The organism is Pseudomonas umsongensis (assembly GCF_002236105.1).
In the GTDB taxonomy this organism is placed as follows: Bacteria; Pseudomonadota; Gammaproteobacteria; order Pseudomonadales; family Pseudomonadaceae; genus Aquipseudomonas; species Aquipseudomonas umsongensis.
Genome location: NZ_NIWU01000001.1, coordinates 1,531,185 through 1,549,391 on the forward strand (window position 1 = coordinate 1,531,185; position 18,207 = coordinate 1,549,391).

Annotated in this window: 14 protein-coding genes and 2 pseudogenes; 11 read left to right on the plus strand and 5 right to left on the minus strand. The window is 59.6% G+C overall.

The window, feature by feature from the left end; genetic code table 11:
* Nucleotides 1-2: 2 nt before the first annotated feature.
* From PSUM_RS06730 to PSUM_RS06740, 3 genes are all read left to right on the plus strand, one after another.
* Nucleotides 3-668: a GIN domain-containing protein gene (locus tag PSUM_RS06730; RefSeq protein ID WP_083349246.1), complete on the plus strand. Its 666-nt coding sequence runs from the start codon at nt 3-5 to the stop codon at nt 666-668.
* 260 nt (nt 669-928) lie between these two features.
* Nucleotides 929-2,788 carry an ABC transporter ATP-binding protein gene (locus PSUM_RS06735; RefSeq protein WP_020800059.1) on the plus strand — a complete coding sequence of 620 codons (1,860 nt, stop codon included), beginning with the start codon at nt 929-931 and terminating at the stop codon, nt 2,786-2,788.
* 119 nt (nt 2,789-2,907) lie between these two features.
* Nucleotides 2,908-3,198, plus strand: coding sequence for a hypothetical protein (locus tag PSUM_RS06740; RefSeq protein ID WP_020800060.1), 291 nt, complete (start codon nt 2,908-2,910; stop codon nt 3,196-3,198).
* A 75-nt stretch (nt 3,199-3,273) separates the two neighbouring features.
* Here the strand turns inward: PSUM_RS06740 and PSUM_RS06745 are convergent, their stop codons facing one another.
* Entirely contained in the window at nt 3,274-3,624 is a 351-nt protein-coding gene (locus tag PSUM_RS06745; RefSeq protein ID WP_020800061.1) for a hypothetical protein, read from the minus strand.
* A 260-nt stretch (nt 3,625-3,884) separates the two neighbouring features.
* Here PSUM_RS06745 and PSUM_RS06750 point away from each other — a divergent pair, with 260 nt between their 5' ends.
* From PSUM_RS06750 to PSUM_RS06775, 5 genes and pseudogenes are all read left to right on the plus strand, one after another.
* Nucleotides 3,885-4,442, plus strand: a complete 558-nt coding sequence (locus PSUM_RS06750) for an ATP-dependent Clp protease proteolytic subunit (protein WP_020800062.1) — start codon at nt 3,885-3,887, stop codon at nt 4,440-4,442.
* A 76-nt stretch (nt 4,443-4,518) separates the two neighbouring features.
* A pseudogene (locus PSUM_RS06755) lies at nt 4,519-4,674 on the plus strand (ArsB/NhaD family transporter); the annotation flags it as partial.
* Nucleotides 4,650-5,045 (plus strand): annotated as a pseudogene (locus tag PSUM_RS06760) (NAD(P)H-dependent oxidoreductase); the annotation flags it as partial. The pseudogenes PSUM_RS06755 and PSUM_RS06760, both read left to right, overlap by 25 nt.
* A gap of 50 nt (nt 5,046-5,095) precedes the next feature.
* Nucleotides 5,096-5,587 carry a GNAT family N-acetyltransferase gene (locus PSUM_RS06765; RefSeq protein ID WP_020800064.1) on the plus strand — a complete coding sequence of 164 codons (492 nt, stop codon included), beginning with the start codon at nt 5,096-5,098 and terminating at the stop codon, nt 5,585-5,587.
* Between the two features lie 634 nt (nt 5,588-6,221).
* Complete coding sequence (locus PSUM_RS06775; RefSeq protein ID WP_020800065.1) at nt 6,222-6,551, plus strand: hypothetical protein; 330 nt, start codon at nt 6,222-6,224, stop codon at nt 6,549-6,551.
* Nucleotides 6,552-7,168: 617 nt separating this feature from the next.
* Here the strand turns inward: PSUM_RS06775 and PSUM_RS06785 are convergent.
* Nucleotides 7,169-8,671 (minus strand): aldehyde dehydrogenase family protein, encoded by a 1,503-nt coding sequence (locus PSUM_RS06785; RefSeq protein ID WP_033042902.1) that lies wholly within the window; start codon nt 8,669-8,671, stop codon nt 7,169-7,171.
* Nucleotides 8,672-8,835: 164 nt separating this feature from the next.
* Here PSUM_RS06785 and PSUM_RS06790 point away from each other — a divergent pair, with 164 nt between their 5' ends.
* Entirely contained in the window at nt 8,836-9,627 is a 792-nt protein-coding gene (locus tag PSUM_RS06790; protein ID WP_020800068.1) for an N-acetylmuramidase domain-containing protein, read from the plus strand.
* Nucleotides 9,628-9,838: 211 nt separating this feature from the next.
* Nucleotides 9,839-10,354, plus strand: coding sequence for an HvfX family Cu-binding RiPP maturation protein (locus PSUM_RS06795; protein ID WP_020800069.1), 516 nt, complete (start codon nt 9,839-9,841; stop codon nt 10,352-10,354).
* A gap of 52 nt (nt 10,355-10,406) precedes the next feature.
* Here PSUM_RS06795 and PSUM_RS06800 read toward each other — a convergent pair whose 3' ends face one another.
* Nucleotides 10,407-11,369, minus strand: coding sequence for a Nit6803 family nitrilase (locus PSUM_RS06800; protein ID WP_020800070.1), 963 nt, complete (start codon nt 11,367-11,369; stop codon nt 10,407-10,409).
* A gap of 95 nt (nt 11,370-11,464) precedes the next feature.
* Nucleotides 11,465-12,397, minus strand: coding sequence for a GlxA family transcriptional regulator (locus tag PSUM_RS06805; protein ID WP_033042903.1), 933 nt, complete (start codon nt 12,395-12,397; stop codon nt 11,465-11,467).
* Between the two features lie 202 nt (nt 12,398-12,599).
* Here PSUM_RS06805 and PSUM_RS06810 point away from each other — a divergent pair, with 202 nt between their 5' ends.
* Nucleotides 12,600-16,088: a hypothetical protein gene (locus PSUM_RS06810; protein WP_083349248.1), complete on the plus strand. Its 3,489-nt coding sequence runs from the start codon at nt 12,600-12,602 to the stop codon at nt 16,086-16,088.
* Between the two features lie 581 nt (nt 16,089-16,669).
* Here the strand turns inward: PSUM_RS06810 and PSUM_RS06815 are convergent.
* Nucleotides 16,670-18,205, minus strand: a complete 1,536-nt coding sequence (locus tag PSUM_RS06815) for an ArnT family glycosyltransferase (protein ID WP_083349249.1) — start codon at nt 18,203-18,205, stop codon at nt 16,670-16,672.
* Between the last annotated feature and the right edge of the window lie 2 nt (nt 18,206-18,207).

The following is an 18,207-nucleotide window of genomic DNA, read 5'->3' on the forward strand; positions in this document are numbered from 1 at the left end:
GCATGAACAACATGGACACGATGAAGCTGATGCTTATGCTGCTGGCCAGCACGACCAGCTGCGCTGCACTGGCCGCCGAAAAAACCTTTGCGCTGACCGCATTCAGCAGTGTTGAGGTCCGGCAGGGAGTGAACCTGTCGATCAAATGCGCTGCAACGCCGTCAATGATGGTCTCAGGCTCTGCCGATACGCTGAACAAGCTTCAGGTGACGACAGACAACAAGGCGTTATTGCTGGTGAATGACGCAGCGAAACATGTTCGCGTCGTCTCCCCTACCCTGGATATCACGCTATATACCAGCGCGCCACTGACGGGGCTGACGGGAAAAGCAGGGGTAAAAATCGTGGCACCTGCCTGTGCCGTCGATCCGTCCAGGCTGACGGTGGCAGGCAGCATGGGCACTGACATCCAGATCGAGGGCAAGACAGGTGAACTGGTCCTTGACCTGGCGACGGGCAGCACCTTTAACAAAAAACCGTTGCCCTTCATTGCGGATGTGGCCAATGTGCGCATGAGCATGGGGGCGGCATCGTCCCTGTGCCATATCCCCCGGATCAACGGCAACCTGTCTGCCGGCGCACGTATGTCTGTGAGTCCATCGGCTCAGGTCGACAACAGCGCCACAGGCGCCTACGCCAGCAAAATTTCAACCTCTGAGTGTTTGTAAACGACAGGAATGAACAGGCCACTCTCCGCTTGATGGAAAACGGGACGAATTGTTCCGTTTGTGGCCCCCTCCTTTTACACTCCTTTACACCCTTCACAGCCTTACATCTGTAAAAGTTCAACCGAGCGCTTTAGACGCGGGCCCCCTGCATCCCTCGGCACCGTTAGCCTGGCGGTGGCGGATACGACGCCTGCCCGCAAACCCTCAAAGCAGCCACTCAATGGCAAAATCCGCTTACCCAGATCATTTCGGAGATCACAATGCTTCGCGTGTTTGAACGAAGGCTCGATCCATTCCCTCCCGACGAAGCACCGCCGCCGCCTGTCGGCCTGATGCGGTTCCTGTGGGCCTGCACGCGCGGCGCCCGCGGTTATATCCTTGCGTTGGCGCTGCTCAGTGCCAGTGTGTCGATCTACGAAGCCTGGTTATTTTCCTTTCTTGGGCAGGTCGTGGACCTGCTCTCGACCTGGCAGGCCGGTGGCGATGCGAACGGGCAGGAAAGTTCTGTGCTGTGGGGTATCGCGACAGTGTTGGTCACCAGCATTGGGCTGGTGGCGCTACGTACCATGGTGCAGCACCAGATATTGGCCATCAACCTGCCGTTGCGGCTGCGCTGGGACTTCCATCGACTGATGCTGCGGCAAAGCCTTTCGTTCTTTTCCGATGAGTTCTCCGGTCGGGTCACCACCAAGGTGATGCAGACTGCACTGGGCGTGCGCGAAGTCCTGTTCACCCTTATCGAAATCGCACCCGGAATTGGCGTTTATTTCATTGCGATCATCGCACTGGCCGGCGGCTTCGCCCTGAAACTCATGCTGCCTTTTATTGCCTGGGTCGCGTTGTTCGGGCTGGCCATGCTGTACTTTGTGCCGCGCCTGGGGCGAGTCGGGCAGGAACAGGCCCATGCGCGATCGTCGATGACGGGGCGTATTTCAGATGCCTATAGCAACATCACCACCGTGAAACTGTTCTCGCACTCCAATCGTGAAGCGCATTTTGCGCGCGCGGCAATGGAGGACTTCAAGCAAACCGGCTTCCGCCAGATGCGCCTGGTCAGCCAGTTCGAGATCGTCAACCAGGCGCTGGTGGTGATGTTGATCATGGCCGCTGGCGGCTATGCCCTGTGGCTCTGGCACCAGGGCGAGGTCGGCGCGGGAGCGGTGGCGGCAATTACGGCCATGGCGTTGCGTATCAATGGCATGTCGCACTGGATCATGTGGCAGATGGCTTCGCTGTTCGAAAGCATCGGCACCGTGCAGGATGGCATGGCAACCCTGACCCGAGGTCCCAAGGTGCAGGACGCGCCGAACGCTGGCGTACTGGTGCCCTCTGGCGGCGCGGTGACCTTTGACAACGTGAGCTTCAACTACAACGGTGAACGCCAGGTGCTCGACGGATTGAGCCTGACTATCCACCCAGGCGAAAAAATCGGCCTGGTGGGCCGTTCCGGCGCAGGCAAATCGACGCTGATCAATCTGCTGCTGCGCTTCTATGACGTCGACAGCGGTGAGATTCGCATCGACGGGCAAAACATCGCTCAGGTGACACAAGACAGTCTGCGGGCCGCTATCGGCATGGTCACCCAGGATACGTCCCTGCTGCACCGCTCGATTCGCGACAACATCGCCTACGGCCGCCCGGACGCGACCGACGCCCAGGTGCGCAGCGCCGCGATTAATGCCCAAGCCGACGGTTTCATCAGCCAACTGAGTGATCGGCAAGGCCATAGCGGCTATGACACCCTGGTGGGTGAGCGCGGCATCAAGCTCTCGGGCGGCCAGCGCCAACGCATTGCCATCGCCCGGGTGATGCTCAAGAACGCGCCAATTCTGTTGTTGGACGAGGCCACGAGTGCCCTGGATTCTGAAGTTGAAGTCGCCATCCAGGAAAGCCTCGATGAAATGATGCAGGGCAAGACCGTCATCGCCATCGCCCATCGGCTGTCGACGATTGCGGCCATGGATCGACTCATTGTCATGGACGAGGGACGTATCATCGAACAGGGTACCCATGCGCAATTGCTGGCAAAAAACGGCACCTACGCGCGGCTGTGGCAGCATCAAAGTGGCGGTTTCCTGGGAGAGGATCAGGGGGTGGCTGAGGCGATGGATCAGGCGTGAGAGTGAATGGCGAGAGCGAACGCCGCCGATGGTCGTAGCATCTCGCCTGCCACCGGCCTGTGGCTAAGCTTAATGAATCGGGGAGAATTGAAACCTGGGTACTCCCAAAGGAGACGATCATGTATGCGGTAATAAGAACCTACCTCGGTGCAGGAGCCAAACAGCTTTTCGACCTTTTGGAACAGCGCCAGACCGACGTCGAAGCGCTCCTGCGGACAGTGCCTGGCCTCGTCAGCTACACACTGCTCAATACCGGGGATGGTGGGACCTCAGTGACGGTTTGCACGGACAAGGCCGGCAGCGATGCGAGCTTGAAAGTTGCACGCGAATGGATTCAGAAAAATGCATCGAATATCCACGCGAACCCGCCGATCGTGACGGAAGGTCCGGTGATTGTGCAGATCAATTAGCGCGTCCTTGCGACTGATCTCAATCCTATCGAAATCAAGCCCCGAAAAAATCGGGGCTTGATGATTCAGACAGCATCAGGGTTTGCGTCCTCCACCTCCGCTCATCCCGTCATCTTTGCGTCCCATATCAGACTTATCGCGATCATCGGCAAAATTACCGCCGCGTCCGCTTCCTTGCCCAGTGCTGGACGATTGGTCTGCCCTGTTGCCTTGTTGTCCGCCTGAAGCCTGGCCGCCTTTCTGGCCTGGCTTGGTCATATTTTCCTTATCATCGGCAAATTCGCCTCCGCGATTGCCTTGCCCGCCTCCGGACATGCGATCGTTATCGCGCGATTGTTGCCCGCCGGAAGCCTGACCACCTTTTTTACCGGCTTCATTGGTCTTGTCCCAGTCGCTGCCGGGATTTTTATTTCCTGTATTGGCCATTTTCATTCACCTCTGCATCGTTGGTACGAGCTTGGGCCCGTATACGTCGGAGGACGCACAAAACAGAAAGTTTGAACCGAATTATCGTACTTGCGACGAGTGGATCCGGGCATTTGGTTCAATTGGAATTGCGCTCATTCGATGGATGGCGAGCATCGGATAGAGCGGCAATCTGCGAGGGTTTCAAGATCAACCGCTCGATGTTTACTAGACTTGATAACGCGTGGAAGTCCTCCAGGCATCATCCAGGTAGTCTATCGATGACTGAACATATCGTGCATTTTCATTGCCAGATCGATCAGGGAACGACTGAGCGCTTCCGGGACTGTTGCCTCGAAGCCATCGATGAAGGCGCCACCTCCCTACTCCTCAATCTGTCTACGAGCGGCGGTAGCACCAACTTTGGATTCACCCTCTATACGTTCCTGAAGTCACTGCCGGTACCGCTGTGCGCAATCAACGCGGGTAACATCGAATCCATGGGCATCATCATGTTCCTGGCGGCAGGCCGGCGCATCACCTCCCCTCACTCACGCTTCCTGATCCACCCGATGAACTGGTACTTCAGCCAGAAATCGGTCGACCACCAGCGCCTGCGCGAATACCTGTCGAGCCTTGATAACGACCTTGCGCGTTACGTGCAGATTTTCACCCTCGAAACGGCTGAGGCAGAGACCAAGCTCGACATTTTCCATTGCCTTTCGGCGGAAGAAAAAGTCATCGCTGCACACGAATCCCTGGCCTATGGCATTGCCCATGAGATGAAGCAGATGATGTTCGCTGACGATGTCAAGCATTGGAAAGTCAGCGGTGGATGAACCGGGTGCAATGGTTCCGCCATGGACGGGCGTCCCGTGCGCGATGCTGCCTGTTGCTGAACCCCTGGGCGCGGACGGACTGATTCGCAAGGCGATGATCTACGCCAACATCATCGGCTGTGACCTCGGCCCGAAGATCACCCCCATCGGCAGTCTCGCCACCCTCCTCTGGCTGCACGTGCTCGAACGCAAGGACATGCGCATCACCTGGGGCTACTACTTCAAGGTTGGTATCCACACATCCTGCTGTTGTACGGCTCGACCCGCGAACGCTCGTTCAGCCGCCTGCTGGTCGAAGAAGCCGCGCGCCTGCTGGAGCATTTCGGCGCAGAGACGCGCATCTTCAATCCGTCCAGTTTGCGGCTGCCCGACGATGCTCCTGCCGCCCACCCCAAAGTCCAGGAGCTGCGCGAACTGTTGCAGTGGTCCAAAGGCCAGGTCGGGTGTTCGCCGGAACGCCATGGCGCGATGTCGGCCTTGTTCAAGGCGCAGATCGACTGGGTTCCCCTGGAACTCGGTGCCGTTCGCCCCACCCAGGGCAAGACGCTTGCAGTGATGCAGGTGTGTGGCGGCTCGCAGACGTTCAACGTGGTCAATCAGCTTCTTCGGCCATAATGACCTGTCATGCACAGCCATCGGCGGGAACCTTTCAGATGATCTCGATTGAACTGCACGCGGCCCAACGCGACGAACTGCAGACCATTGAAAACCTGATGCAGTTCTACACCTATGATTTCAGCGAGTGGGTGCCGCTGAAGCTGGGTGAGCATGGCTTCTTCAATATCCTGCCCCTCTCGGACTACTGGCGAAAACCCGCGACCCAGGCATTTCTGATCCGGGTCGATGGGGAGTTGGCCGGGTTCGTCACCGTGGATGACGAAATCCACGTGCCCGATGCCCGCTACAACATCGGTTATCTGTTCGTCAGTCGGGGCTTTCGTGGCCAGGGCGTCGCCAGGTTTGTCGTGTCCACCCTGTTGAACCGACTCCCCGGTCGATGGCAAATTTTCCATGTCGAGGCGAACCAGCCGGCACGGCTGTTCTGGGCGGCGGTGATTCCTGAGGCGACGCAAAACCGGTTCAGCGCTCATCAACTGTACATCCAGGGGTTGCCGTGCACTGTTTACTGTTTTGAGAAAGCGTAAGCCCTGTCCCTGTAGGAGCGAGCATGCTCGCGAAAAACCTCAGGGCACTGCGGGGTGTCAGGCTCCCCGCGTCATCGTTGACCTCCATCGCGAGCATGCTCGCTCCTACACGGGGGGAGAGAAAGACCTCCTGCCTAATTCCAAATCGGCTTTGTCAGACAATATGTAGTGACTAAAAATATTCACTACAAAACCGTTGACGCCTTCGATTTGCCCTTGCATGATGCAGACATCTCCCCGATCGGGAGTACTGGTAACACGCTTGAGCAAGCTCGTCTGACCGCCGAGCTGTTTTTTCCGGATACACGCTGCCCACAAGGCAGATTGAAGAAGCTGACCTGGCCTGAACGTCCAGTACAAGGGCGAGAAGCGCTGGCGATCCATCCTCATGATGCTTGTGGCCGACCCTGAAAACGTCGGCTGGGGCCAAAGGTTATCGCCGCTTCTCTTCGTTGTGACGCTATTGCGTAGCAGTTATTCAACACGACTACATGCAACAGACGCGGGACCCCGTCGATTTCGGCGGACGACTGCTGACGTCCTGGTTTCGGTGCCAGGGATCAACTAACCGATGGGCTACATGTATTAGCGAATCAACTTTGAAAGATCACCAAATGGTCAAGGGGGCTTTATCATGAATCTGAACAATCAACCGACTATCGAAGAGCTGGCTCGCATGTTCGCGGCGCAAAAAGACAGTCACGACAGCCATATCCTGTGGATCAGCAAATCGGGCCAGGTGCATATCGACTGCCTGTCGCCACATGCCCATGAAGCGGAGTTCGACCAGAACAACCAGAACCTGCTGGCCCGACTGAAAATGTACCGTCGCGGCCATGGCTATGTTGGCAAGAAGGCCGCTGCCGACAAGGACTTCATCGGTAATGTCCTGCAAACGCTGAAACAGGCCTGGGACTCGCTGCAGGGCCAGAACGAAGTTCGGGTGATTGACCGGTTCTACTGATAATCCATAGCCATAAGAAGTCCCCTCTCAAGTTTTTTGAGCGGGGACTTTTTTGTTTACTACGTAAAATCAAGCAAGGTAGCGAAGCAGCAGTCCGTTTTGCCCGTAACCCGTGTCCAGTTTTCCATTGAGAAGAAACACATAAACATGACGACACGCTCACCGTTCACGTTGGCGTTGCCCGACAACACAAGTTTATCCTCACAAACTTGCACCATGCGAAGGATGACTGATGGATATTCCGAATGTCGGGTATCTACGTAATATTTACCCCGTTGAAACTCGGATCAGGTTGACCATTTTTCAGCAGACGTATGAGAAGCCCCCCATACACCATCAAGATCTTTTCATCGGCAGATATCAGAAGGGGGTCGACGGGTCGCCGTCGATTAATAGCTCACCCTTAAAATCGTCGGAACCTGGGGATTCGTCAGGCAGTGGGATGACTGATTTCCATGGTGACTACACGGGTTCAGCCCCGGAGCTTTATTAAGTCGGCGAAAAGCATGGCGCGTCTACTGTCAAACTTGACAGTAGACAACCCCACCTTTTGCAGAGAAAACCGTAAAGGTGCCTCTCACGTTCGAACAATATAAAGATGCTGCGACAGGCCTTTTTTAGCGTTTGATGCCCAGATCTATTTGGGTCATGCGACTGCGAATGGTGAACACACCATCACCTGAAAGAATTGCACTGCGCGCAAATAGCCGCCCGCTCTCCCAATTCGACAGGCCCAGCTCCGGCTTGTTGAGTGCGTACTGACCATCGACCCAACGGGTGATCCCGTTGCCGACAAAAGGCGCGTTGACCGCGTTGTAGAAGCGTTCCTGAGTCGCTGCAGCTTCGCTGAGCAGCGACACGGTGAACTGCGGGCTGTAGCGATTGAACAAGGCGATGGCGCTGTCCAGGTCGTCGACGATCTTCAGGCTGACTTCGGGGGTTTCTTCCCACTCCCACTCGCGACCCAGTTGATCTTCCGGCAACGCTTCGGCCAGTGCTTCGGTGCGGTAGCCTTCGGCGCGGTAGACCTCGACGCTGGCGGTTTGCCAATCCGCCGGCAGGAACGCTTCGCTGCCTTCCACGATGTGCAACTTGCAGCCCTGCCCCCGTGCCTTGCCTGCCTGTTGCAGCGCATCGAGAAACAGCGGCACCAGGTCAGCGGCGCGGTCGCGCTGGATAAGGCAGACGTTCAGGGTGTTGCAGACCTTGCGGTCCAGGGAGTTGCGCACCACAGCGGCGAAGCGCGTGGCATCTGCGTCGATGTCGGCGATCAACCAGGCACCACCGGTGCCATGGAGGCTGACGGCGGTGCCGGCCTGTTGCGCGATGCTGCCCAATTGACTGACGGCGCGCCCCGAACCACGGGCGACGGCCAGGGACAGACGGCGGTCGGCGAACATCGCCCACCCGGCGGCGTGATTGACGCTTTCCACCAACGACACCGCACCGGCTGGTAATCCGGTGGCGTTCAATGCCGGGTTCAATGCGTGAGTGACGATGGCCTGGGCCGTGCCCAACGCGTCGCTGCCAATGCGCAGCACCGCGGTGTTACCGGTGCGCAACACACCGGCGGCATCGGCGAAGACATTCGGCCTGCCCTCGAAGACGAACGCGACGATACCCAGCGGCGAGACCACCTGTTCGACTTTCCAGCCGTCGTGCTCAACGCAACTGATCACTTTGCCGCGGGTGGCCGATGCATCGCGCCAGGCGCGCAGGCCGGCAATCATGTCGCGACGCATGCGCTCATCGGCCAGCAAACGCGTGGTCGAGCGGCCACGAGCCTTGGCCCGCTCGATGTCGGCCAGGTTTGCGGCCTCGATCAAGGCCCAGCACTCAGGCGTCTCCAGGCGTTGGGCAAACTCATCGAAGAAGGCGCTGATGGCCTGGTCCGACACCGTCGACATCGCCTTGAACGCCGCTTCGGCACGTTCGATCGCCACCGCTGCCGCTTGCTGGTCAGCCACCGGAATCAGCAACAGTTCGCCGCTGACCTGCTCCACCAACAGGTGGTCACCGGGCGCAAAGCGTGCCGCCAGTTCGGGGCTGACCACAGTGACACGATTACCGGCGAAAGGGATCGGCGTGCCAGCGACTAGACGTTCGAGCGCAAGAGACATGAAGCGGTATCACCATGCAATGGGCGGGCAGAAAATGTATAGCAAAAGCCGCCGAGCGTCATCCGCCACAGCCCTGCGCCGATAATCGCAAACCCGCCGGTGCCAGCCTGGCCCACCTACGCTTAAAGCGTACCCCCGCGTTTGCTGTTTCGAAGGAGGCCGTCATGAGCAACGAATTCAGAAGCCATGGCGCAGCCCTTGACGACGAAGGTCTGGAAAACGCCCTGGACCTGGCCAAAGTCAGCGCTGCACAACTGTGGGCTGTTCTGGCAGTAGAAACCTCCGGCAACGGATTCTTTTCCGATCGCCGTCCGAAAATCCTTTTCGAGCGTCACGTCTTCAGCCGCTTGACCCACCAGGCGTTTGACGCACAACACCCCGATATCAGCAGCAAAAGCCCTGGCAACTATGGTGCGTCGGGGGACCACCAGTACGACCGGCTCAACCAGGCGATCGAGCTTGACCGCAATGCGGCGCTGCAAAGCACGTCGTGGGGGCTGGGCCAGATCATGGGGTTCAACTTCGCTTCCACCGGTTCTGCAGACGTTGAATCGATGGTCAGGCGCATGGTCCTGTCAGAGAACGAACAACTGTTGTGTATGGTCGGCACGTTGATCGGTGGCGGCTCCATCGCCGCGCTACGGGCCAAGGATTGGGCGAACTTCGCCCGTCGTTACAACGGCCCCAACTACGCCATCAACAACTACGACGTGCGGCTCAGTGCCGCGTATCAGAAGTTCTCTTACGGCGGAACGCCCGACCTGAGGATTCGCACCGCGCAAACCTACCTGACGTACCTGGGCTGGCACCCCGGCACGATTGACGGCATTGTCGGCAAACAGACCCGGGATGCGATGAACCTGTATCAGGCCAAAGAAGGCCTGGAACTGACCACGGTGCTCGATGACGAGACGCTGGCGCATCTGCGCAGCCGGGTTCTGGCGTTGCCGCTCTGACTTGATGCCCACAAAGGTCCCTGTGGGAGCGGGCCCGCTCCCACATTTAAATGCATTCGAACTGAACGTATCAAAGTGTGTACAGCCCCGCCCCTGACACACCAGGCCTTCAAATTCCCGTGCCAACGACATACCGCAGATACACCCGGTTGATGAAATACCTCTCAACGGCCCCCCCGGTCCGACATCCCTGTCTTGAAGGAGATCAACCATGAACGCCACTATTTCATCGGCCGTGAAAGGCCTGCACCTGAACCTTGACCGTGCCGGCAGCTGGATCGCGCCACTGTCCTTGCGGGTGTTCCTCGCCTGGGAGTTCTTCGAGTCGGGCCTGGAAAAATTCAATGGCGAAAACTGGTTCGCCGACATCCAGGACCGCTTCCTGTTCCCGTTCAACCACCTGCCGGCCACGCTGAATTGGGAACTGTCGATGTGGGTCGAGCTGATCTGCGCGCTCGCCCTGCTGGTGGGCCTGGCCACACGCTTCTCGGCGATCAGCCTGATCGTGGTGACCATCGTCGCGACCGCCGCGGTGCACTGGCCGGCAGACTGGTCGACCTTGAGCGAACTGGCCCAGGGTTACTCCATCAGCAACAAAGGTTTTGGTAACTTCAAGCTGCCGCTGATTTATCTCGCCGCCCTTGTGCCGTTGCTGCTTTCGGGTCCTGGCAAGTTCAGCGTCGATGCGTTGCTGGCCCGGATTTTCTGGCGCCGCAACCAGCACTGAAACAACGGAGTACTGCCTTACCGCCTTACTGTAGGAGCGAGCATGCTCGCTCCTACAGTGGATCTACCTTTTCCACTGTCTCCGGATGCGCACTGCGTTCATGCACATGGGCATGCGGGGTGCGGTCGATCAGCAGGCTGAGCAGTTCCGGACGGCTGTAGTGGCCGCGCGAATCCATCATGCGCTTGCGCTTGTCGATCAGGCTCATGTCGAGGTCGACGATCACCTCGCCTTCACCCTCGGTCAACGCACCCAGTACCACGCCATCCGGGCTGATGATCGCGGTGTAGCAACCGCCGGAAATCGGCCCGATCGGGCAGCCGGTGTCGGCCATTATCTGCGCCTGTTGCTCAGGGCTGAGCCAGGCGGTGGAGTTGACCACGAAGCACGCCGCTTCCAATGCGTGCTGGCGGATACTGACTTCCATCTGTGAGGTGAACAGCGGGCCGGCAAACGAGCCGGGGTACATCGAGGCGTGGATCTGTTCGCCATCGGCCATCAAGGCGTAGCGGGCCAGCGGGTTGTAATGTTCCCAGCACGCCAGTTGGCCGATGCGCCCCACCGCGCTGTCGGTGGCGCGCAGGCCGGACCCGTCGCCCATGCCCCAGATCATGCGTTCATGGTAAGTCGGGGAGATCTTGCGGCGGCTCTGGATCAGTGAGCCGTCGGCGTCGAACAACAATTGGGTGTTGTACAACGTACCGCCATCTCGTTCGTTGACACCGATGGACACGACCATGCCGGCCTCTCGGGCGGCAGCGCCAATGGCATCGGTCGCCGCCGACGGCACCGTCACGGCCTGGTCCAGCAGCTTGAGATGTTCGGCGCCCATGGCAAAGGGCGCCTGGACGAACGAGAAATACGGGTAGTACGGCACGACGGTTTCGGGAAACACGGCGAACTGCACGCCCTGCTCACCCAGCTCGAGAATTTTCTCGACGACTTTGTTGACGGTGCCTTCACGGCTGTGGAGCACGGGGCTGATTTGTACGGCGGCGGCTTTGACAAAGGTCATGGCGGCGATCTCATTGAGGGAATGGGTTTCAACGAGACAAATATTACGAAAATAATATTGTGACTTGAATGTCGTATACACCACCTTTTAGGTCATCAACCTCGATTGGCCCGCTGAATCACCTGGGGCGGTTGCCCGAAAGCTCGCAGGAAAGCCCGGCGCATTCGCTCCCTGTCACCAAAGCCGGTTTCGGTTGCCACCACATCGATCGAGTGCCGGCCGGTTTCCATCATCAACCGCGCGGCCTCCACCCTCAGGCTTTCGATAGCCTTGGCCGGCGATTGCCCGGTTTCGGCATTGAACACTCGGCTGAATTGTCGCGGGCTGAGATTGGCGGCGTTGGCCAGTTCCTCAACCGACAAATCGGACTTCAGGTTCTGCTTGGCGTACGTCAATGCTGCCTGGATGCGATCGGTCCTGGGCTGCAACTCCAGCATGACCGAAAACTGCGACTGCCCGCCCGCCCGGCGGTGATACACCACCAACTGCCGGGCGACCCGGCGCGCGACTTCCGCGCCCAGATCGATTTCCACCAGGGCCAGCGCCAGATCGACACACGCGCTCATGCCGGCGGCGGTCCAGATATTTCCGTCGTTGATAAAAATCCGGTCTTCCTCAACCTTCACCTTCGGAAACGCCCGCTGCAACGACGCCGCATGACACCAGTGGGTGGTTGCTCGCCGGCCATCGAGCAAACCGGCTTCGGCCAGGGCAATGGCACCGGTGCAGATCGAACCCAGGCGGCGGGTGCCCTGGCTGGCATGGCGCAAAAAGTCCACCAGCCCTTTCGATGGCGGGCGAATCAAGTTATCGCCCATGACCAACAGCGTATCGAACGAACACGGGTCAAATGGCTTGGTCTCCACAGCGAACCCTGCGGAGGTTTGCACCATGCCGCCGTGTTCGGACACCAGGACAATGCTGTACACCGGTTCATCGGCCGCACTGTTGGCCAGTTCGAATGTGGCACACATGGCCAGGCCCAGAACCTGGAAACCGGGGTAAACGATGAGTCCGATGCGATGCATGGCGTTCGTCCAGAATGACCTTAAAGGAGGCATGACCGATTATTCAGCCAGAGCACCGCACTGTACACCTGCCGCCGTAGTGCGGGTGAATAGCCGATCGACGGCAATTCGGTCAGGCAATCGTTCATTCAGGCCATTCCCCTTCATTTATTGGGTCTATAAATAACAGTACACAGTTGGCCGCAAACAAGAGGCACAGGCCATGGACAGCAAGGATTCGGGCACAAATCTGGCCCTCTGGTTGCCAGGCAGTGCAGTCATCCTGAGTCTGGTGGTATCGATGTTCGCCCTCACCCGCGAACCCTTCCTGGAGCCGCGCCCCATCGGTGCCCAGTTCCAGGCACAACTGCCCATCGAGGCCCGGTTGTGGCAGGACCCTTTCGACGCGGTGGAGCGTTATCGCAAGAAGCTTGCCGACAGCAAGAACCCGGACGCCGAGAACGTTTGCAGCCCCGACCTCTCGCCCCTGAGCGCAGGACAATCGGCGCCCGACATCATGGTCGCGCTGGTCGAGGGTGGCCCCTACGCCGATGAAGTCGAAAGGCGCCGGCGCATTCGCTATGCCTTGCTGGCCGGGTTCAAGAATTCCCACCGGGTGCCGGATCAGGAGCAGTACATCCACTGCCTGAAGCTGGCCGCCAACCTGTCACTCGAGGCACCGCAGAAAAACGCTTTCGTCGATACGCCCTACGAAGTGTTCGTGTCCAATCCGTTCGATCCACCGCAGGCGCTTGAAGGCAAGCCCGCACCCTCCGACCGAACGATCGTGTTCTGGTTGAAACAGGACGCGCTCGGCTCGATGCCGCTGCAACAGCTCGAAACGCTTCGTGACAGCCTGAAAAAAAAAGTCGCCATGGCCTGCACGCCAGCACCTTGCATCGAACCCTCGGCCAATGCCGTCTTGAAGGTCATAGGCCCCTCGACCTCGACCGTGCTGCGCGACATGTTCCAGGACCAGGACATCGGCAAGGCCTCGCCGAACATCGAAATCTATTCGCCGCTGGCCACGGCCGACAACGAGACACTGGATCGTGGCTACCAGAAGCTGTCGCCGCCGCTGGCCAACCGCGAGCCGATGAAGCTGCTGCGCACCGTCAGTGACGATGGCACCATGACCCAACTGATACTTGAAGAACTGAAGCTGCGCCGCGTCGACCCGGCCGCCGGCGTGCGTTGCAGCGAAGGCAAACTGAGCCGGATCGGCTCACCCTGCACCGGCAATCTTCGCCGCAGCGCCAACCGCATCGCGTTGATTTCCGAGTGGGACAGTTTCTACAGCCGTGCCCTGATCGAAAGCTTCAAGCTGCAGGTGGCCAGGGACGCCCGACTCGGCGACGGTGAAAACCATAAGGGTGCCGTCGACCAGTGGATCTTGCGCTTCAGTTACTTGCGCGGGCTCGACGGGCGTCTGCCGGAAGAATCAGCGAGCACCGATAAAACCGCCAGCTACGATGCCAGCAAAAACGCCCGTGGCGCATCCGCCATCGACCTCAGCCCGCTGGAGAAATCCGACGGCAACTCCCAGCTCGATTATCTGCGACGCCTCGCCGACCACATCGCCAGCGAAGACGCGGCCTATCGACGCGATGGCGAAAGTGGCATCGGCGCCATCGGTATCCTGGGTGTCGATGCCTACGACAAGCTGCTGGTGCTGCAGGCCCTCAAGAGCCGAATGCCTTACAAACTGTACTTCTCCACCGACCTTGACGCGCGCATGCTGCAACGGGGCCAGGCGCAAACCACGCGCAACCTGATCCTCGCCGCACCCTATGGCCTGACGCTGACTCGCGCCCTGCAACAGGACGTGCCGCCATTTCGCGACAGCCTGCAAAGTGCCGTGTTCATTTCAGTACTGGCGGCCTTGGCGCCGCAATCCTTTGATGCCAAGCGCGCGAAATTCGACTATTCCAAATCGGAGCTGCTCTCGCCGGGCATCTACGAAGTGGGCATCAGTGGCTTTATTCCCCTGGCCACGCGACTGGGCGCCTCACGCCCGACCAGTTGCCAGGCGCCCACCCAAGCCCAGTCGGAGCGCGGTGTGCTGCCCCACGATCTGATGGCGTTGCGCTGCCTGCAAGATCCCTCGCCGCCGCCCTACCCTGAGCCCTCCCAGTCACTGCGCGAGCGTTTCAAACACAGCCAATCGTTCTTTTGGGCCGGACCTTTGACACTCACCCTGCTGAGCATCGCTGCGTTCATTCTCTGGTGGCGCATCGAGGGCCCCCAGGACGAACACGACACACGCCTGGCGTGGGTGCGCGGCGTACCTATTACGCTGTTCATGGTCGCGGCGGCCTGCGCCTTCATTGCCACGCGCTACTGGCATGCGGAATTCCTGTGGTTCACCTTCGTGCTGGTGCTGCTGGGCATCCTGTCGTCGAACCTGCTCCGTCGCTCCACGCGGCGATTGGCACTGGCCCAGGACGCGACGTCGAGTGTGACCCCAGGTTCATACGATGCCTGGGCGTGGTACTTCGTGGTCCCGCTGGTGGTGTTCATTCTCGCGTTGATGCTGGCGTACCAGATGCGCAGCACCTTGACCGACAACGGCCTGGGCGAGCCGATGTTCTTGCTCGAAGGCATCAGCGCCTGGCCGACCGTAGCATTGCGCCTGCTGGCCGTGCTGATCTCGCTCTCGGCGTTGACCTGGGGGTGGCGCAAGCTGCGCATCAATCGCGCGGAGATCGAAAGTGCCTTCCATCTGCGCCTGCACATGCGCAAATACCAGACAACCCTGTGGGGCCAGGTACAGCGATTGATCCGCCGCGGCAAAGGCTGGAGCCTGCGCCGCTGGTGCAATGAGCTGGGCCATTGGCTGCTGCTGATTTTCTTCCCGCTGATGAGTGCCAACGAAGACTGGTCGAAGTCCTGCGCGGCCGCCCAGGCCCGCTGCACGGACGGACGCAAGATGATCGTCATTGCGCGCTTCTGGGGTGAGCACTGCATCTGTGGATCATTCGGTGCCCGCCTGTTGCGGGCGTTACTCGCTACCTGGGCCTACGTCGTGGTCACCAGCGTGTTGTTCGTGATCTGGCCGATGGAAGGCACGCCCGTGCGCGGTGCATCGGACTGGTGGATGTTGAACTGGCTGATTCCGACGCTGACGTTCCAGGTGCTGGTGTTCTGGGTCATGGATGCCAACCTGTTGCTGACGCGCTTCATCCGTCATCTGAGCGAGCACCATGCGATCTGGCCAGGGACGTTGCAGGCCGAACACAAGAAAATCTTCGGCATGCTCAAGCATCCCTGCATCGACGAGTGGGTGGATCTGCAACTGATCGCCAAGCGTACGTCGGCGGTCAATCGGCTGATCTACGCACCGACCGTGGTGCTGTTGATCCTGCTGGCCTCACGCAGCAGCCTGTTCGACAACTGGCCAACACCGCCAGGGCTGATGATTTCCTACCTGCTGACCGCGTTGCTGCTGCTCGGCTCTGCGCTCACCCTGCGTCGAGCCGCGGAAAAGGCCCGCACGGTGGCCTTGCAACGAATCGATGCCTATTTACTGGAAACACCGGAATCGACGCCGGGCTATGCCAAGTTCAAGATGATTCGCGAACGGGTTGCAACGCTCAACACCGGTTCGTTCTCGCGCTACTCCGAAGACCCATTGATCCGTTCGTTGCTGCTGTCCCTGACAGGTATCGGCGGTTCGGCGATTGTCGATGCGTTGAACTATGCGAAGTTTTGATCAGTTGCTGTTCACAAGTAGGGGACGGGGTGTATATCCATTGCTGCGGTAACGGCCACTTAGGGTTTCGCCCTTACGGCGAGTCACTTTCGAAAAGCGCGAAAGTAACCAAAGCGCTCTTGCCCCACCACTCGGTGCCTCGCCTAGGCTCGGCATGCCAGAACGAAGGCATTACTCCGTGGGTCGCCGCGATGGGCCATCCATGGCCCAGCGCGGCTAAACCGGCGTCCTGCCGGTTTAGCCACTGCGCAATGCCTGCGTTCTGCCAGCGTGGTTAACGGGGCGCCCAGATCAAAAGCCAAAGCGAGGCGGCCTGACAGCCGACCTGACTTTTGCATTTACCCCCAACACCGCTGGCTCCTACGGGGGGTCGGGTACACCCGCAAAATCAGGTCGGCTGTCAGGCCGCCTCGCTTTGCTTGTGATCGTTCCCACGCTCTGCGTGGGAATGCCGCCAGGGACGCTCCGCGTTCCGTTGACGACACATGACGTGAGCCGTGCGCAAGAATGACGCGGAGCGTCACAGGATGCATTCCCACGCAGAGCGTGGGAACGATCAATCCAAATATGCATGAGCTTCGCTAGGGCACGGACACTTGCACCTGCGGATCAGCCCACGAAAACCGATACACCGTCGATGACGCTTGCACATGACACAACCCATTATCCGCATCCGCCCCGACAATCGACCATTGCGCCCGGGAGTTCTCCCCCAGTTCCCGCGCAGCCTCGGGCTTGAAGCAGCGGTCCAGCACGTCGTCCGGCACCAGGGCGTAGTCATGCGAGTGTTCGCGCAGCCATTGCGCGGCTCTTTCGACGGTGGAGTCGAGCATACCGAAGTGCACGATCGGCTGCCGGGCGAACAGCCAGTGCCCTTCGCTCCAGTTGACAAGGACCAGGTTCGCGCCATGGGTCATGCTGTTGGCCTGGGCCATGAGCGTTTGATTGGGATTGACCCCATCCCTGACCGGTTCGACGAAACCCCGGGCGAACCACAGCACGAACCAGGTCGCGACCAATGCCGGGAACACTCGTCGCAAGCGCGGGCGCTGCCTGAACCAACGCTGCAGCAACCAGGGCACCAGCGGCGCTGCCACCAGGACCAGCGCTGGCAATGCCGGGTAGATATACAACTTGCGCTTGCCGCTGCTGATACAGAAAAACAGCACCACCAGCGCCACCCAGCCGAGCAACACCAGCACCCGGCCATCGCGCTTTTGCAGCTGGCGGCGCCAGGCCGGCACCAGCCACGGCAACACCAATACCAGTGGCAGCCAGTACTGTGGAATGACGTTGGTGAAGAAGTACCAGAAGGGTTCCCGATGATGCCAGGCGGCGGCATAGCGTCCGGCGGTCTGGCGCAGGAGGATTTCCCGCGCATAGGCGATTTCCTCAGCGGTGCCATTGAGCGCGATGGACAAGGCCAGGGGCAGCAGCCAGATCGCAATAGCAGCCAGCATGAACACAAACCCAAGCAGCCATCTGCGCGACTCGCCCGGCATCGCCACCACCCCCGGCCAGCCCTTACGCACCGCATAGGCATAGGGGATCAACAGCAACACCGGCAGAAAACCGACGCCTTTGGTGATCACGCCGATGCCCATCGCCGCGCATCCGACGTAGAACCAACGCCACGCGGGTCCAAGCAGTAGATGGCGTGCCAGCCCGTAAAGGCCCAGGGTGGTGAACAGAATCAGGAAGCTGTCGATTTGCCCGGTGCGCAGGATGCTATGGGTCTGGTAGGTCGCCAGGTACAACAATGCAGCGATGCGACCGATACGCTGGCTCCAGAGCCGACGACCCAGGTCATGGACCAGTGCCGTGACGGTTGTCGCCGACAACAGCCCGGGAATGTACAGGGCGAGGTTGGGCAGGCCGGTCAGCCAGATGAAGAATGCCACCGTCCACATGAAGATCGGCGGCTTGTCGCCGTAGATCTCCCCGGCCCGATGCGGAATCAGCCACGAGCCGTTGTGCAGCATCTCCAGGGCCACACCGAGGAAGCGCTCCTCATCGACGTTCTGTGCCTGGCGCAATCCCAGCCCGGCACCGATCAACAGCAAGGCGAGCAGCATCAGGACCAGGCATTCGACCCGGGGCGAGAGTTTTCGGCGCATGG

What these genes read in the sequence shown, in the direction of transcription:
- PSUM_RS06785 (WP_033042902.1), bottom strand. Translation starts at nt 8,671, where the DNA reads ATGTCTCTTGCGCTCGAACGTCTAGTCGCTGGCACGCCGATCCCTTTC.
- PSUM_RS06805 (WP_033042903.1), bottom strand. Translation starts at nt 12,397, where the DNA reads ATGCATCGCATCGGACTCATCGTTTACCCCGGTTTCCAGGTTCTGGGC.
- PSUM_RS06775 (WP_020800065.1), top strand. Translation starts at nt 6,222, where the DNA reads ATGAATCTGAACAATCAACCGACTATCGAAGAGCTGGCTCGCATGTTC.
- PSUM_RS06800 (WP_020800070.1), bottom strand. Translation starts at nt 11,369, where the DNA reads ATGACCTTTGTCAAAGCCGCCGCCGTACAAATCAGCCCCGTGCTCCAC.
- PSUM_RS06730 (WP_083349246.1), top strand. Translation starts at nt 3, where the DNA reads ATGAACAACATGGACACGATGAAGCTGATGCTTATGCTGCTGGCCAGC.
- PSUM_RS06740 (WP_020800060.1), top strand. Translation starts at nt 2,908, where the DNA reads ATGTATGCGGTAATAAGAACCTACCTCGGTGCAGGAGCCAAACAGCTT.
- PSUM_RS06795 (WP_020800069.1), top strand. Translation starts at nt 9,839, where the DNA reads ATGAACGCCACTATTTCATCGGCCGTGAAAGGCCTGCACCTGAACCTT.
- PSUM_RS06810 (WP_083349248.1), top strand. Translation starts at nt 12,600, where the DNA reads ATGGACAGCAAGGATTCGGGCACAAATCTGGCCCTCTGGTTGCCAGGC.
- PSUM_RS06750 (WP_020800062.1), top strand. Translation starts at nt 3,885, where the DNA reads ATGACTGAACATATCGTGCATTTTCATTGCCAGATCGATCAGGGAACG.
- PSUM_RS06815 (WP_083349249.1), bottom strand. Translation starts at nt 18,205, where the DNA reads ATGCGCCGAAAACTCTCGCCCCGGGTCGAATGCCTGGTCCTGATGCTG.
- PSUM_RS06735 (WP_020800059.1), top strand. Translation starts at nt 929, where the DNA reads ATGCTTCGCGTGTTTGAACGAAGGCTCGATCCATTCCCTCCCGACGAA.
- PSUM_RS06790 (WP_020800068.1), top strand. Translation starts at nt 8,836, where the DNA reads ATGAGCAACGAATTCAGAAGCCATGGCGCAGCCCTTGACGACGAAGGT.
- PSUM_RS06765 (WP_020800064.1), top strand. Translation starts at nt 5,096, where the DNA reads ATGATCTCGATTGAACTGCACGCGGCCCAACGCGACGAACTGCAGACC.
- PSUM_RS06745 (WP_020800061.1), bottom strand. Translation starts at nt 3,624, where the DNA reads ATGGCCAATACAGGAAATAAAAATCCCGGCAGCGACTGGGACAAGACC.